20 protein-coding genes are annotated in these 15,369 nt (G+C 52.1%); 14 read left to right on the forward strand and 6 right to left on the reverse strand.

What is annotated here, in order from left to right; translation table 11 throughout:
- The first annotated feature begins 1 nt into the window (after position 1).
- The 11 genes from HMPREF0573_RS06825 (at position 2) to HMPREF0573_RS06875 (ending at position 8,072) form a co-directional block, all read left to right on the forward strand.
- On the forward strand, positions 2 to 499 hold the full coding sequence (locus HMPREF0573_RS06825) for a hypothetical protein (RefSeq protein ID WP_013189359.1): 498 nt from the start codon (positions 2 to 4) through the stop codon (positions 497 to 499).
- Positions 499 to 891 carry an HK97-gp10 family putative phage morphogenesis protein gene (locus tag HMPREF0573_RS06830; protein WP_013189360.1) on the forward strand — a complete coding sequence of 131 codons (393 nt, stop codon included), beginning with the start codon at positions 499 to 501 and terminating at the stop codon, positions 889 to 891. Before HMPREF0573_RS06825 ends, HMPREF0573_RS06830 begins: the two co-directional genes overlap by 1 nt.
- Complete coding sequence (locus HMPREF0573_RS06835) at positions 888 to 1,196, forward strand: hypothetical protein (protein WP_013189361.1); 309 nt, start codon at positions 888 to 890, stop codon at positions 1,194 to 1,196. Before HMPREF0573_RS06830 ends, HMPREF0573_RS06835 begins: the two co-directional genes overlap by 4 nt.
- Positions 1,197 to 1,336: 140 nt before the next feature.
- On the forward strand, positions 1,337 to 3,688 hold the full coding sequence (locus tag HMPREF0573_RS06840; protein ID WP_013189362.1) for a phage tail protein: 2,352 nt from the start codon (positions 1,337 to 1,339) through the stop codon (positions 3,686 to 3,688).
- Positions 3,681 to 5,552, forward strand: a complete 1,872-nt coding sequence (locus HMPREF0573_RS06845; RefSeq protein WP_013189363.1) for a hypothetical protein — start codon at positions 3,681 to 3,683, stop codon at positions 5,550 to 5,552. Before HMPREF0573_RS06840 ends, HMPREF0573_RS06845 begins: the two co-directional genes overlap by 8 nt.
- Positions 5,545 to 5,766: a hypothetical protein gene (locus HMPREF0573_RS06850; RefSeq protein ID WP_013189364.1), complete on the forward strand. Its 222-nt coding sequence runs from the start codon at positions 5,545 to 5,547 to the stop codon at positions 5,764 to 5,766. The genes HMPREF0573_RS06845 and HMPREF0573_RS06850 overlap by 8 nt, the downstream gene beginning before the upstream one ends.
- A complete protein-coding gene (locus HMPREF0573_RS06855; RefSeq protein WP_013189365.1) occupies positions 5,747 to 6,205 on the forward strand; it encodes a hypothetical protein in 459 nt (152 codons plus the stop codon). The genes HMPREF0573_RS06850 and HMPREF0573_RS06855 overlap by 20 nt, the downstream gene beginning before the upstream one ends.
- Position 6,206: 1 nt before the next feature.
- Positions 6,207 to 6,704, forward strand: a complete 498-nt coding sequence (locus HMPREF0573_RS06860) for a hypothetical protein (RefSeq protein WP_013189366.1) — start codon at positions 6,207 to 6,209, stop codon at positions 6,702 to 6,704.
- Positions 6,705 to 6,715: 11 nt separating this feature from the next.
- Positions 6,716 to 7,552 (forward strand): C40 family peptidase, encoded by an 837-nt coding sequence (locus tag HMPREF0573_RS06865; RefSeq protein WP_013189367.1) that lies wholly within the window; start codon positions 6,716 to 6,718, stop codon positions 7,550 to 7,552.
- A gap of 14 nt (positions 7,553 to 7,566) precedes the next feature.
- Positions 7,567 to 7,791 (forward strand): phage holin, encoded by a 225-nt coding sequence (locus tag HMPREF0573_RS10110; RefSeq protein WP_013189368.1) that lies wholly within the window; start codon positions 7,567 to 7,569, stop codon positions 7,789 to 7,791.
- On the forward strand, positions 7,791 to 8,072 hold the full coding sequence (locus HMPREF0573_RS06875) for a hypothetical protein (RefSeq protein WP_013189369.1): 282 nt from the start codon (positions 7,791 to 7,793) through the stop codon (positions 8,070 to 8,072). The genes HMPREF0573_RS10110 and HMPREF0573_RS06875 overlap by 1 nt, the downstream gene beginning before the upstream one ends.
- Here the strand turns inward: HMPREF0573_RS06875 and HMPREF0573_RS06880 are convergent.
- From HMPREF0573_RS06880 to HMPREF0573_RS06900, 5 genes are all read right to left on the reverse strand, one after another.
- Complete coding sequence (locus HMPREF0573_RS06880) at positions 8,065 to 8,280, reverse strand: helix-turn-helix transcriptional regulator (protein ID WP_004007079.1); 216 nt, start codon at positions 8,278 to 8,280, stop codon at positions 8,065 to 8,067. The two genes, HMPREF0573_RS06875 and HMPREF0573_RS06880, sit on opposite strands and share 8 nt — an antisense overlap.
- Positions 8,281 to 8,583: 303 nt before the next feature.
- On the reverse strand, positions 8,584 to 9,378 hold the full coding sequence (locus HMPREF0573_RS06885; protein WP_013189370.1) for a tyrosine-type recombinase/integrase: 795 nt from the start codon (positions 9,376 to 9,378) through the stop codon (positions 8,584 to 8,586).
- A 238-nt stretch (positions 9,379 to 9,616) separates the two neighbouring features.
- Complete coding sequence (locus tag HMPREF0573_RS06890) at positions 9,617 to 10,846, reverse strand: amidohydrolase (RefSeq protein ID WP_013189371.1); 1,230 nt, start codon at positions 10,844 to 10,846, stop codon at positions 9,617 to 9,619.
- 132 nt (positions 10,847 to 10,978) lie between these two features.
- Positions 10,979 to 11,536, reverse strand: coding sequence for a hypothetical protein (locus tag HMPREF0573_RS06895; RefSeq protein WP_236589632.1), 558 nt, complete (start codon positions 11,534 to 11,536; stop codon positions 10,979 to 10,981).
- Between the two features lie 5 nt (positions 11,537 to 11,541).
- The gene (locus tag HMPREF0573_RS06900) at positions 11,542 to 11,766 is read right to left on the reverse strand and encodes a hypothetical protein (RefSeq protein WP_013189373.1); all 225 of its coding nucleotides are present in this window, start codon (positions 11,764 to 11,766) and stop codon (positions 11,542 to 11,544) included.
- A gap of 202 nt (positions 11,767 to 11,968) precedes the next feature.
- On the opposite strand from HMPREF0573_RS06900, the gene HMPREF0573_RS06905 reads away from it, so the two are divergent.
- Together HMPREF0573_RS06905 and HMPREF0573_RS06910 are read left to right on the forward strand one after the other, a co-directional pair.
- Positions 11,969 to 12,847, forward strand: coding sequence for an HNH endonuclease family protein (locus HMPREF0573_RS06905; protein ID WP_414018033.1), 879 nt, complete (start codon positions 11,969 to 11,971; stop codon positions 12,845 to 12,847).
- Between the two features lie 9 nt (positions 12,848 to 12,856).
- A complete protein-coding gene (locus HMPREF0573_RS06910) occupies positions 12,857 to 13,228 on the forward strand; it encodes an RNA-binding S4 domain-containing protein (RefSeq protein WP_004007073.1) in 372 nt (123 codons plus the stop codon).
- Between the two features lie 147 nt (positions 13,229 to 13,375).
- Here the strand turns inward: HMPREF0573_RS06910 and HMPREF0573_RS06915 are convergent, their stop codons facing one another.
- On the reverse strand, positions 13,376 to 13,930 hold the full coding sequence (locus HMPREF0573_RS06915; protein WP_013189375.1) for a hypothetical protein: 555 nt from the start codon (positions 13,928 to 13,930) through the stop codon (positions 13,376 to 13,378).
- 29 nt (positions 13,931 to 13,959) lie between these two features.
- Here HMPREF0573_RS06915 and HMPREF0573_RS06920 point away from each other — a divergent pair, with 29 nt between their 5' ends.
- Complete coding sequence (locus HMPREF0573_RS06920; protein WP_013189376.1) at positions 13,960 to 15,369, forward strand: M16 family metallopeptidase; 1,410 nt, start codon at positions 13,960 to 13,962, stop codon at positions 15,367 to 15,369.

Below are 15,369 nucleotides of genomic sequence, written 5' to 3' on the forward strand. Positions count from 1 at the left end.
AATGACCTACAAATCCAGCCCTCGCATCAAAGGCAACCAGCTTTTGCTCACTATTGACGGTAAAGACTATTGGGCTGACTGCTCCGAGTGCTTTATCGAGACCGGCAAAGCCGATAAAGACACCGTGACCTTTGCAGACGCAGCCAACGGCTCCGGTGATGTGTCTTACACTCTGAAGTTCAAGGCTGTTCAGTCTACTGATCCGGCATCTTTCTGGAGCTACATCTGGGACCATGCAGGCGAAACCGTGCCTTTCGTCTATGCGCCGCATGGCAACGCCACCCCAGCAGCAGACAAACCGCATTTTACCGGCAAGGTAACCATTGCCAGCAAGCCTAAGATTGGCGGCGCAGCCGGTGCCACCACCTATGACTTTGAGGGCGAATGGCAGATTGACGGCACTCCTGAAAAGGTAACCAGTGGCTCTAAGGTAGCCGGTGCCGGATGGGACACTGGAACCAGTGCTTCCAGTTCAGGCAGTGCTGAAACCGGCAAATAATGGCAAAGTCCACCATTACCGAATCCGGGGTAAAAATCGAGGGCCTTTCAAAGGCCATGACCCGGATGAAGAAAACTGTGGGGTCCCTTGAAGCCCTCAAGGGACCCCTACAGAAAATCGCCGATATCGGCGCGCGCAATCTCAGGCAAGTCACGCCGGTATCTACAGGAGCGCTCAAAGGCACCATCAAAACCGCGAATACTGAGCGAAAAGCGCGGGTCAAAATCGGTCGCCGTAGACCGCTGCATTATGCACCATTTGTTGAATACGGTACCCGCCGGCAAAAAGGTCAGCGATTCATCCGCAAAGCCAAACTGGCAACAGAATGGCCAGCATCAAAAATCTATGAAACAGAAATCAAAAAAGTATTACGAAAGGAACTTGGATCATGATTAGTACAGATAATCTCACACTGGGAGAAATCGCAGCCATCGAAAAATACTCTGGCAAAAGGCTAGGCGAATTTTCCGAAGAAAGCAGTTTAGATGTACGAACCCTCACGGCTTTTGGGTATGTGATTTCTAAACGTTTAGGGCTTCAAGCAGAACTGAGCGATATTGAGCAGCTCAGCGTGGATGAGATTAACCAGTTACTTGAGCAAGATTTACCAAGCTGGACTACACGCAGCGAAAAGACCGAAAAGATTGCCCAATATCTCGAAAGCCACCCCGTAGATACAGACGCGGCGGGGGAATAGCCAGGGGATATTGCGATGATTGGGCACAGCTCGCTTGCTTCATCCATATATCCCCGCGCGAATACTATCAGCTCACCCTGATGCAACGCTCAGCGCTAATCAGAGCCATAAAACAGTCCTACGAAAGGAGGTAAAACCTCATGGCATCTCGTCCCACAATTACTATCGAAATCCTTGCATCAGCACGAAAAGCAAAGCAGGAACTCGATAGTCTGCACGGAAAAATGAAAGGCGCTTTTTCTAAGATTGGCGGCGTAGCTAAAGGCACCGCTATCGCCATGGCCGGCGCAGGGGCTGGCGTAGTCGCCTTCGGGGTAAAAGCAGTCAAATCTGCCTCAGATTTGCAACAGTCCGTAGGCGCTATAGATGCAGTTTTCAAGGGAAACGCATCCCAAATGCACGCCTGGGCAAACACCGCCGCCAAAGACGTGGGTCTGACAAAAAACGAATTCAACGAATTGGGAACGCTAATTGGCTCACAGCTAAAAAACGGCGGCACCGCCATGGATCAGCTCGCGCCCAAAACCAACAAACTCATCACGCTCGGCGCAGACCTGAGCTCCATGTATGGTGGCACCACCCGCGAAGCCGTGGAAGCCCTATCATCCGCATTGAAAGGTGAACGCGACCCGATTGAACGCTACGGAGTGACCCTAAAACAGGCTCAAATTGACGCGGAAGCCGCGTCTCTGGGATTTGAAAAGGTCGGTGGATCCCTTTCCGCTGAAGCCAACCAAGCCGCCACCCTTTCCTTGATCATGAAGCAAACGGCTGACGCTCACGGGAACTTTGCCCGCGAATCCGACACGTTAGCCCATCAGCAACAGGTGCTTGGTGCCCAGTTCGAGAATATCAAAGCCAAAATCGGTATGGCTCTCCTCCCGGCGGTATCGAAAATTCTGCAATTAGTGGCTGAGAAAGGCATGCCGGTAATCGAGAAAATGACCGACACCCTGGCTAACAATCTCGAGCCCGTAGCCATGCAGCTAGCTAACTGGATTGTGACCGTCATGCTACCGGCAATCCAAATGATTTTGCCATTGCTAGGCGCAATCCTGGCCGCTATCGCACCGATAATCTCGCAAATCGTGCAAATGCTCATGCCAGCGATTACCCAGCTCACCGCTATGATTACCACCCACCCCGCCTTATTCGGAGCCCTAGCGACTGCCATTGTCGGGGTTGCGGGTGGATTCAAGCTATTCGCAGCCGGGCTGAACATCGCGAAGATTGCCGCCAATGGACTGAAAATAGTCCAGCTGGCTCTAAACGCAGCCTTCGCCGCTAACCCCATTGGTCTAGTAATCACCATCATTGCCGCGCTAGTAGCCGCCATCATGGTAGCGTGGAATACCAACGAGGGATTCCGCAATGCTGTCATCGGTGCATGGAACGCTATAAAAACCGCGTGTGAAACCATCTGGAATGGGATTGTTGCCTTCTTCCAGGCCGTGTGGGAGGGAATAAAAACAATCTTCGTAACCTACCTGAACTTCGTGTTCAACTTCTACAAGACCATCTTCAATGGCATCAAAGCCTTCGGTGAGATGATCTGGAATGGGATTGTTGCCTTCTTCCAGGCCGTGTGGGAGGGCATCAAGGCAATCTTCGTAACCTACCTAAACTTCGTGCTGAATTTCTGGAAAACAGTTTGGAATACCGTCAAAACGGTATTTACTACAATCTGGAATGCCATCAAAGCGTTCGCTACGGCTATCTGGAATGCCATCAAAACTATCTTCACGACCTGGCTCAATGCTATTAAGGCTTTCTGGGAAAAAACCTGGAACGCCATCAAAGTTTTCTTCGTCAAGATTTTCACCACGATGCAAAGCATCGTCACCAAAGTACTTACCACGATTAGAAATATTTTCGTCAATACCTTCAAAGCCATCACTAACACCATCAAGAAGGCTTTTGAAATTATCGTGAACACTATCAAAACCGCTTTCAAAGTAATGGTGGATGCCGTGAAAAAGGGTGTTAACCAGGTAGTGAATTTCGTTAAAGGCATCGGTGGAAGAATCAAGAGCGCTATCGGGAATCTCGGTGATATTCTGCTTGGTCCTGGTAAGGCCATAATGGATGGATTCTTGCGCGGAATCAAGAACGGGTTTAATACGGTAAAGGATTTCGTGAGTGGTATCGGTGAATGGATAGCTGCACACAAGGGGCCTATCGATTACGACAGGGTGCTTTTGGAGCCAGCCGGTAAAGCCATCATGGATGGCCTCATGAACGGAATGGACTCTAAGCGTGGAAAGCTACGCGACCAGCTAAAAGAGCTCACCAACGATATTGCGAATAATACTTTCCAGGCTCCGGATTTCGAGCTTGGAGCACTTACAAATGCTGATAACCGGTCGAAACATCACCCCGAAATTCATATCCACGTCAACGCCCTGACCCCAACAATGGAGGTAGGAAGGGTAGTTGCTCAGGCTCTGGAGTCTTACCTGCAAGCTAACGGGAGAGGGCTGGTTTATGCGTAGCATGACATGGAAGGACGTTCAGTTACCGCCGTTGAGTAAATGGCAGGGTATAGCTCACTATAGTTTCAGCCCGGAGGGTATCATTTTGGTTGAACCGGACGAAGATGGAAAAGTGAGCGTGGATTTTTCCCCGATGCGTCCTGGTAGCCCTACCCGGCTATTACTCAACCTGAGCGTGGAACCCGCACCTGGTAAAACCGTGAATCTTACTTTCAGTGAGCAACACCGTATTCTTGAGGGTGGCACCCAGCAAATCATTATTGAAACCGGCCTGATTCTCGACCCGGTACTGACTATTACCGGGATTGCAAGTGTTCAGATTATTAGCTTACAGGTACAGATCCGGTTTCCTGACCGGTCAAAACCGCTACCTTATGACCTGATAGGTTTCGAGGTTCTTACCCCTAACCTGTCGCCGGGATTCATTATCGGTAAATCCCGCATCAGCAGTGAACCCTTAGGAGTGATTAAACCGCGCTACGGGGAGTTTATTATCGGTCAATCCAGGCTAGATCATGCGAGCCTTTCCTTGGAGCTACCAACTTTTACCTGGAAAGATATTCTCGCGCAAGGTCTTACTCTGTCTTACCGGGTAGGGGCGAATAAAGGCAGCACGCTTTTACCGGTCGCGCAGGCGGGAAGTGCCATTATCGAAATAAAAGACCTTGACCCACGTAAGACCGTTTTGCGTGCAGGACTTAAATGCCGTTTATATCACCGTTTAACCCGCCGTGTCCTTTTTACTGGCAAACTCAGAAGCTTCAGGCTGACCCCCGCGAAATGTCCCAGAGAGCATGATATTGCCACTCTCGAATTTGCGGATAATGTAGCGGAACTTGCCGGGGTTAAACGCTACGGGGTACGCACTGACACGCCTGACACTTTGCAAGCCCGTATAGGAAAACTGTTGGAGGGCACCGGTATTGATTGGAGCATCCTAGAAGAACAAACACCGGTAGCCAATGAGCTTGGCGCTACCGTTATGGAAGCCAACCTGGCTGAATATTTAGACATGACGTGCGCCACGGTAGGCGGGGCTTGGTGGGTGACTACCGAGGGAAAAATTATTATTAACCCGAACAACGAGGTAAACATTTGGAAAAATATTCCTTTCTTCATCATCGGGCAAACCCCCCTAGACGGTGGCAAACTCGCTGTTAACGGCGTGGAACTATTACAAGAACCGGTATTAGAACAGGTCGAAAATCCGTTTATCATCGGCAAATCCAGGCTCGACCATGCAGCAGCAGGGGCAAACCTGACCGACAAAGGGTTCATCATCGGCAAATCCAGGCTCAACGAAACAACACTGACCGGGATAGCGAAAAACACAGCATGGGCGATTGAAAAACCAACCGCACCACCGTTATTTACTGACCGGTACAATACTGGGCGGCGTAGTTTCTACTACATCGACCTAGGCACGTCTTTCGCTAGCAACGAGACCGTATCGGAAATAGTAGTGGAAAACCATACAGCTATAAAGGAAGACAACAGTTGGAATGATTCCACAAAAACTTATAAAGCCTCTGATAACAATATCGCGGCTATATATGGTCAATCAGCAAGAAGCGTGAAAGCTAACGCATCTACAGCACAAAACGCGCAACAACTTGCCGAATACTTGCTGAAACGACCCCAAGAGCAAATAGCCGGGCTGAAAGTCTCCAGTGTACAAATGAACGCTCTAAACTGTTCGAAAACCCTAGCAGCTCTTGACTTATTTGACTACTGCCAAGTGAGATTCAAAGAAGAAACCAGCGACCATCAAATATATGCCTTCGAGTCCCAGCTCACCCCTTACACGTGGAAAGAACGCTTGTACCTCACACCAGCAAAAGAAAGGAAAATCAGCCGTGAGTAAACCAATACAATTCAACCGCGGTGACATCCTCACCGCGGAACAGATCAACAAATATCTACTGAACCAGGAAGACAACGAAAGTGACTTAGCCTTTATAGAAGCTCTAAACGTTGACTTGATGGAAGAAGATTTTAACAAGTTGAAAAAAGAACTAGACTACTTGAACATTCTCCAAGACGGAATCGAGGTTGAATATGGATGCGAAGATATTTGAACAAGGACAAATCCTCACCGCTGATGATGTGAATAAATACCTTGTTAACGATGATATTGATACCGAGAAAATGCGCGGCGATCTAACCGCGTTAAAAACACGGATACAAGAACTAATCCAGGAAAAACAAACCGAATTAAGCGAAAACGTACCGAATGCGATAGTCTTTCACCTTCCTAAGAATGCTTACCCTTTCCATATGGTGCGCAACAAAATGGAGGCATCCGGAAAAACTTGGAATGGTTTAACTAATTTTACCGCCTCGATAACGTTCCCTGAAAACATGAGAATTAAAGATGTAATACCTATAGACACCGTTCTAAATGGAGTCACGTATAAGCGCAACACTATCAGTTTCAAAATCACAGTCGGCTACCCTCGCAGTAACACTAATTTTGATTTTAGTCAAGAGTTACTGGTTATCTTGGAAAGGAATTAACATGGTTCATTTTTTTGATGGTCAAATACTGACTGCGGAAGATATCAACCAATACCTGGTCAACAAGACAAACAGTAACGCCTTCAACGTAGCATCCAGTCGTTTAACCGGGTTAAAAGAAAAAGTGTCGAACCTTCACACAAGTAATTTAACCGTTGATAACTTGACTATCCCAATAATCCTAACCCCGGTTCCGCTAGGTGCTGATGAAATCGGTAAATTCCCAGAGCTAAAATGTCCCTACGGTAGCGACTGTTTATATATGGGCTGTGAAGTACCATATAAAGAGTTCGATAAAATAGTTGTTCCTAAAGGGTCGTACTATACTGATTCTATAGACAAAGCTTGCTATCAGATTCTTGACAAGCCAGTAACGCAGTATCTGTTCAAAGATGACGCTTGCCTTGTAGTCAACGAGAACAAAACTTTCTCGGTAGGACTCCGGGTAAAGAATCAAAATATTCCGTTCAAAATAACCGTCCTAAATGCAGTCCAGTAAGGAGGCACAAAATGGTGACCGCTAACACCATCCTTAACACCGCTACCGCCGAAATCGGCTATTCCCGGTGGGACGACCCTAAACCCGGCACGAAATACGGACGTGCCTACGCTGTAAAGCACGGTGCCGGCTTTGGTAAAAACGGCGTGCCGTTTTGCGCATTGTTCATTACCTGGGTTTTCCACCAAGCAGGCATAAACCCTCCCGGCGGGGACTTCGCCTATTGCCCCGCCGGTATTAACGCCATGAAAAAACTCGGTCTGGAAGTACCAAAACACGAAGCGAAACCCGGCGATATCGTATTTTTCGACTGGGACGGAGGCGTTTCCGACCATGTCGGCATTGTCGAGACCAACCTCGGAACCACTTTGCAAACCATCGAGGGCAACACCACCATCAAAGGGCGCACCGGATGCGTGGGCAAACGCAAACGCCACTTGTCAACCGTTTGTAGCGTATTCCGCCCCCAATACGGACACACCACCACCGGGAATAATCCCTTACCGTCAGCCTCGGCGGCTATCGAAGTAGACGGATATTTTGGAACCCAATCCATCCGCCGCCTCCAGACCGTAATAGGCACACCGGTAGACGGGCTGATTAGCTCCCAGCCCCTAGCCAATCGGCAATATGTCCCTAACGCCGCGGGCGGCTGGGAATGGGTCACACGCGGGGCGAAAGGCTCAACCTGCATAAAAGCATGGCAAAAGCGAATCGGAGCCGCTGCAGATGGATATTTTGGGCGCGAAACGGTAATGAAAACCCAGCAATTCCTAGGCGTGCCAACTGACGGCTACGCCGGCAAACAGACTATGACGGCATGGCAAACCTGGCTCAACCACCGCTAGAAAGGAACACACCCATGGGAAACCACGAAGAAACCCTTGAAACCAAATCTATTACTGAGCTTATTCCGCCGCCCGTGCGGTCCTGGCTCTACGGAATCGTCACCGCGCTAATACCACTACTAAGCGCCTACGGTGTGATAAGCGACCAAACCGCGCCCCTATGGATTGCCCTAGCTGGTGCAATCCTCGCAACCGGAACCGCGCTAGTTTACCGACCAACCCGAAACAAGGGGGACTAATGCCTACCTGGCTCACCGATTTGCAGGGCATCGGCGCTATCCTGAGCGGCATCGCCGCAATAATCGCCGCGATATATGCGAAATCAGCAGCAAAAGAAATGAAACCAAATCACGGTTCTTCCATGCGCGACGCAATCAACATGCTCGACGACCGTATAAAAAGCCTAGGACACCGACAAGGCGAATTACACGACGATTTGCAAAACCTTACAGCAGACGCGAGAGAAAACCACACTCGCCTATGGAAAGAACTCGAAAAAATCCAGCGCGGACTTATTTAGCGCGCTTTAAGTCGGTACGCGCCCCGCGTCCAGGGCGATTGGCTAGCCAGTGGTCGATAGTGTCGGTAGACCAGCCGTAGGCTGTGACTTTATCGCGCATACCGATTGCAACATCAGGTTCAGGGAGATAGCCTCGTGCGAAATAGGCCTTGATAGTGCCATAGGCAAGCCCGGCATACTCAGCCACGCCCTGCAATGAAAGAAACATGATAGCCCCCTTGGTGAATTTCAGAGGAAGCCCCGCCCCCCGGTGAGGGGACGGGGCGACTTCCTAATCTTCCTTGCTGTTCCGGTGCATCTTCTCAAAAATGAGAATCAGCGCTAGAATAGCTTCAGGAAGGGAAATCAGGATTTCGATGAATGCGATCATCTCAATCTCCTTTTCCTCTAAGCCCCGGAATGACCTCCGGGGCTTTCCTGTTGTTAGGGCGGTTGCCCTAACACTTAATACTATACATGTATATAGCTGCAACGTAAAGGTGGAACGTCTGCACAATTCTTATTTGTCATGTCAAAGTTGCGCGGCCTGTACCGCCCGTGCCAATGGGTCGAGGTCGAGCTTGATATAACGCTTCGTCGTATCCGTTTTTACATGTCCCATCACAGCGCCCACGGCCAGAAGGTCGTGAGTTGCCCGGTACGCGACAGTTCCGAACCGGTGGCGTAGAGAATGCCCTGTAACCCCTGGAGGCAGTGCGCTACCCAGTAGCTTCGCTGTGTATTGCGCGCTCAAATGCCCGTCAATACGCCCAGGAAATAGCCAACCTGGACAACTCTCTAAGCTATAAATCAGCGTGGAATCCTGCAACGGAATCACCCGAACCCTTCCACCTTTGCCCTTTACTCTCAGCAGTTCACCATCCCAGGCGTTTCCTCGCAAAGTGCAAATTTCACACGCCCTAAGCCCGCAAAGCGCCGCGAACCTCACCATTAGCGCGGTCCGCTTTGGCGCATTTTGTAGCGCATGCCTTACGGCTGATTCTGGTGCGGGGTGGGGTACTCCATCGGGTACGTGGACAGGCTTAAGAAATTCAGCTGGTGAATCTTTCAAAATGCCATCTTCGACCAAGAACTTGAAAAATTGGTGAGCAACGCCCTGGGCACTTCGTCTTGTTTCTGGTTTCCAATCATGCTCAGCAAGCCATGCCTCAAGCCTTTCCCGTGATACTAATCCGGGGCATGGAGCAATCCCGCGCATGACCTGCAGGTAATACCGGTGAATCCGAATTGTGCCTTTAGCGCGCCCGGCAGCTTTTAGATGCTGTAAATATGCACTAGCGCAGTTTTCCCATGTTTTAGATTTCATGTGCTATTTAATAGACGAAAAGCCGCCTTAACCACATCCCAAGCAGGGAAAAGAAGTAATCGGCAGGTTGCTGGTTCGAATCCAGCCGCGGGAGCTTTTTTGTATCCGGTGCATCGAGGTCTTTTGAGCCGTTTTCCCCCGTACCTATCTCAGCACTGGGTGCAGGCGTATAACCGCGTCAGAGGAATGCGCTCTCAACGGTGTAAAGCAGACCGGGACGCCTCAAGCTGAACGGGCATTACTCCTGTTCCGATTTCCCCAACCAAGCCATCACCGCGGCTAGAACGGCTTCGATGCCCGTGGCTAGCGTGGGTTGCATGACCGGTGCGAACTTGGGGTTATGGTTAGGAAACTTGGGGTCATCGTCGCGGAAACCACCCAAGCCCCAATAGCAATAGGGAATCCCGAACGCGTCCGGGATGGTGCTGAAATCCTCGGAGGCGGGAACCTCACCGCAATCGCCTACCCGTTCAGCACCAAAGTGGGCAAGAAATGCCTCCGTCACTTTTTTCGTAACCTGCGGGTCGTTAGCGGTCAGGGGATAGGAATCATAAAGCTCAAACTCGGCAGGTTTCGGGCTACCTGCCGCCACGCACTCGGCGTTAACTATCCGCTTTATGGCTGTCAGTAAGTGTTCGCGCACCGCTACGTCATAAGCGCGGATATTGACCAAAAGGGTGGCGCGTTCGGGAATGATATTCGATTTTGTGCCAGCTTGCACCGACCCCACAGTCACTACTGCCATTTGGAAAGGATCGATTTCGCGCGAGACGATAGTCTGCAACCGCATCACAATCGTCGAGGCGAGTACCACCGGATCAATGCCCATATGAGGCATGGAGCCATGTGAGCCCTTGCCATGCAAGGTAATCTTTAATGATGCACCCGTAGACAAAATTGCTCCGACATGGGTGCCGACCGCGCCGGTGGGCATGGGACCGGTCAGGACGTGCTGACCGAAAGCCACGTCGGGGCGAGGAATTTTATCGACCAGACCCGCTGCTACCATGGATTTTGCGCCCTCGGCAGTTTCTTCACCGGGCTGAAATAGGGCGATATGGGTGCCACTCCAGCTATCACGATGCGCAGCTAGCACTCGTGCTGCCCCCAGACCCGCAGTAATGTGTACGTCGTGCCCGCAGGCGTGCATCACCGGCACTTCGTTTCCGTCCCGGTCGCGTCGAGTGATGGTGGAGGCATAAGGTAACCCGGTTTCTTCTCTCACCGGCAGACCGTCCATGTCGGCGCGGAAAAGCGTGGTTTTCCCCGTGCCATTGCGCAGTATTCCGACCACGCCCCCACCGATTATTTCGGTCTGGTAGCCAAAGTCCTGCAGCTGTTTCTCGATAAAATTGCAGGTTTCTGTCTCTGACATCGAAAGTTCGGGGTGTTGGTGGAGCCATTGATAGGTTTCGTCCTGCCAAGAACCTAGTTCGGTGACCGCTGCGTGAATATCCAAATTGCTCATGATAGCTCCTCAAATTCTTAAGTCAGAATACCACTGAAAATCTCGGGGCGTGAGGGCAGGATGCCTAGGGGCTTACCTAAACAATTAGGGAGTGCGGAAAATTAAACGGCGAATTAATAACCTCAGAGAGGATTAATTATTCGAACTAATCGCCTGATTTGCTTTCTCTCTGGCCCGGCGCGCCGGAACTGAAAGTGCGACATGCAGGATAATCATGATGACAAATAAGGCACCGCTAATGTGGTGGAAGTGAGCCAACAACCCTGGATCCATGGTGTGGAAGGGCAGCACTGGTGATGAAATCCCCACTGCGCCCATACCGCTGAGGAACGCGAATATAAATACGATGGGGAGGAGCGCCCAAGACAGCACACAATAGGTGGTATATATGGCAACTTCTTGCCTGGTGGTTATTTCTTTTAAGACAGGAATTCTATAACCAAAAGGTTTACGTTTTGCGCTCGGAGCAAAGAGCTTTACAACCAGAGCTTCGACCCCGCTGATAACCAGACCTATCATTAAGAGCCAGGAAGACAACTTATGTATAACGATTACGGCTGTTCCTGAATTATGGGCTACTAGCATAATTAGAGAAGTAATGAGAAGGGCTACAAAACCTACAATTGCAATCATGTGCACAATGAAGAAAGGGTAGGGTTTGTTTTGATAGTACTCTTCCAGGTGTGTCATGATAATCATTCAATCGGATCGAGAGGCTCGTAAGCGCGTTTTCCTTGGGTGCGATAATATGCAGCACACCAGGGACACAGTTTGTCATCACATACTTTCACAGTGTGATACCAAAAACCCTTTTGCTTTGCGCGAGCAGCCTTGCAACCGGGGCAAAGATTCATGCAAAAATTGGTACGTCGTTCATCAATTTGCTTTTGAAGGTCTTCTTTTTGAACATCTTCTGACATTACATTTCCTTTGTCCTGATAATAATGTTGTAAGGCTAGCCTAACAAAAACTTAAATATTTGGTCAAATTTCCGCATCAAAGACTATGGAGATGTTTTTCCGAGGTAATCATGACCGCTTGCTAGCGTAAATAGAAATCTGAGAATACCGGGTACTCAACCGTCGAAATTTTTATATTACCCCCTCACCCTAGAATGGGGCTGTGAAAGAAAACCAGATGCCAACCAGTAAGCCAGGCAAAGCCCCGACCAAACAGATCAGCTCAACTAAGAAGCTGCTGGTTGGCGTCGGGGTGTTGCTTATTCTAGTAGTGCTAGGCAGCGGGATGGGCTATAAACCCAACGATTTAGTTCCCGACCCCGCCACTTCCACCAGTCCCGCCATCTCCCCCAAAGTGCCACGCGTCACCGATGCGCCCACCCCCACCTCTTCTGACTCTTCCCCCACACCGACCCCAGAAATTACTGTTGAACCCATCCCGACCACGCCCACCCCGGAAACCTCAGGGGACGCTGCGGCAGCGCTGGCGTCCCTGCCCGTGAAAGGACGGGCGCCGAAAACCGGATATCGGCGGGCGGAATTCGGTCGGCGATGGCGCGATATTGACCACAACGGCTGCGACACCCGCAACGACATTCTGAACCGGGATTTGACCAACAAGACCTGGAAAGCAAACACCCATGGATGCGTGGTACTGAGCGGAACCCTGACAGAGCCATATTCCGGCGAAACTAAGTATTTCCACAAGTCACAGGCGGCGGCTATCCAGATTGACCACGTCGTTGCCCTGTCTGACGCCTGGCAGAAAGGCGCCCAAGCCTTGAGCGCCGCTCAGCGCGAAACCCTGGCGAACGATCCGTTGAACCTGCTGGCAGTGGACGGTCGGCTCAACCAGCAAAAATCAGACAGCGATGCGGCGACGTGGCTGCCACCGCGTCAAGGTTTCCGATGTGCCTACGTCTCGCGCCAAATTGCGGTCAAAGCTAAGTATCGGCTGTGGGTGACTCCGTCAGAACGCGATGCGATGGTACATATCCTGAGCAATTGCCCCGGTCAACCGCTGCCTGCCAGCAGCGAGTAGACTGGGGGGATGGATAAAATGCGCGTCGACGTGTGGTTGTGGGCGGTGCGACAAGTGAAGTCGCGATCACTTGCGACCGCGGCGGCGCGCGCTGGACACGTGAAAATCAACGGGGTAAGCGCGAAAGCCTCCAGCGCGGTGCGGGCGGGGGACGAAGTGCGGCTACGAGTCGCGGGTTTTGACCGAGTCCTGAAGGTTATAGCCCTGATTCCCAAGCGTGTAGGGGCGCCCGAAGCCGTGAAATGCTATACAGACGTCACTCCGGAACGCTTGACGAACCCCGCTAATGCTGCGGTTATCTATCGACCGCGCGGCACTGGACGTCCCACCAAAAAGGAACGCCGTCAGCTTGACGCCTTGCGCGGGCGGACGTCCTTTTGAAATATTACGCAAAAGCGTCCCCGGTCAACCTCTCAGGTCGGGTTTAGCCCGCGTTAGAGTCAGCATCGTGGGGTGGTTGCGCCAGGGCGGTCGGGAACACTCGCGGCTCCGCCCCAGGCTCCGGGAGCTGAGCTGCTGGCTCAATTCCTAATCCCAGTCACCCAGGAAATGGCTGCGTTTGGGGAACTGGGCGCGGTAGTCATCAGCGCGCCGACCTAGAAAATACCCCGGCACACACAGCACCAGGAACGTCACACCAAACACAAATCCGGGGGCAACGTGCATCCCTGCCACAACGAAAGCTGCCACCGACAGCGCTGTCCCCAGACCGACACCTATCGCCCACAACACTTTTGCGGAAACAGAAAACGCCAGGTGAACCAGCCCGACGGTGGCAGCCAGCACGCAAGCTCCTGCTGCCATCAACATGACGGTCGCTCCGGTGGTCAGCGAATTCGGCTGTTCATAGGCTGAGCCGGCATAGGTCAAGAAGTACGACGCTAGGGCGCATCCGAAAGATCCCAACACGAAAGGCCACACGTCAGCCGCGGAGCGCCACAGAGATTGTTTCGGCAGCGCAGATTTTCCGGGTTTGGGAGGAGGAATTTTCCCCGCCCGAGGGGTTCCCTCCGGATTTGCGTGCGCGGAGGACTGGTCGGAATCGTCGGGTTTTTCCTGTTTACCAAAGTTGTGCTGGGACATGCGTACCAGTCTAGTAAAATTGGGTCACTATGACTGATTTGAAACCTGTTGCCGATCCGCTTCCGGCGCTTCCCGCAGGTGCTCCCGGCGCGGACGTGACCTTGGAGGACGGGGCGATTCGCCGGACGATTTTGCCTGGGGGAACGCGCGTTATCACTGAGCGGATGCTGGGCACCCGCGCCGCCACTGTGGCGCTGTGGGTCGCGCGCGGCTCTCGTGACGAGGTCGAGGGGGCGCGTGGCTCCACACACTTTCTGGAACACCTTTTGTTTAAAGGAACCACGCGGCGCACCGCCCATCAGATAGCTATGGAGTTTGATGCGGTCGGAGGCGACTCTAACGCCGCTACCGGCAGAGAATGCACCCACTACTACGCAGAAGTCTTGGGTGAGGACGTGCCGATGGCGGTTGACGTCCTGATGGATATGGTATGCGCGCCCTTGCTCAACGCTGCCGATTTTGAGATGGAACGTGGCATTATCCTCGACGAGCTGACGATGGCGCTGGATAACCCCAGCGAACAGGCTTTTGACGAATTTACCCGCCGAGTCTTTGCGACTCATCCGTTGGGGCGTCCCATTGGCGGCACGATTGAATCGGTAAAAGCCGATACCTTGGAGGCGATAGTGGCTCACTACCAGGCCGGATATGCTCCGGATCGCCTGGTGGTGGCGGCCGCGGGAGAAGTCAATCACGATCAGGTGTGTGAACTGGTGGCGCGGGCGCTGCACCGTCCCGACTCCCCGTGGTCGCAATGGCAATCCGCGCCTGACCCTGCCCAACCCGCCTTAGATTTCAACACCGCGGTATCCGTCCCGCTGGGCAGCTCCGCTGACCGTTGTGGAAACAGTCTCAACGCATCAGGTCGGGGCGCTTGGAAACCTGAGTCTGGAGTCTTTATCGTCGACGGCAAGTTTGAACAGAGTCGCATCATCATCGGCGGACCGGGACCGGGAGTGGCGGATGAACATATGCACGTGATGAATGTGCTGAATACCGTCCTGGGCGGAGGGATGAGCTCACGCCTGTTCCAAAATATCCGGGAAAAGCGCGGTCTGGCATACACCACCTACGCGTTTAACTCGTCTTACCGGGACGCAGGTAGTTTTGGGTTAACCGCGACCTGCAATCCGGCGAATGCGGACGAGGTAGCGGCGCTACTGCGTGCCGAACTGGAAGAAATTGCCACCGACCCGATCCCCGCGGACGAGCTAGCTCGAGCCAAAGGGCAGCTACGCGGAGCCACCCTGCTGAGCCTGGAAGACAATACTGTGCGTGCCAATCGTCTGGCTCATGCTGAAATCCTGCGTGGGGCTTATATCCCGTTAGCGGCGAAGCTGGAACAGATGCACGCCGTTACCGCTGCACAAGTCCGGGACTGGGCGGCTGAACTGGCGAAACGTGCCACTATTGAGGTGCGGTTAGGACCGGGGGAGTAA

This window comes from Mobiluncus curtisii ATCC 43063, from assembly GCF_000196535.1.
Lineage (GTDB): Bacteria > Actinomycetota > Actinomycetes > Actinomycetales > Actinomycetaceae > Mobiluncus > Mobiluncus curtisii.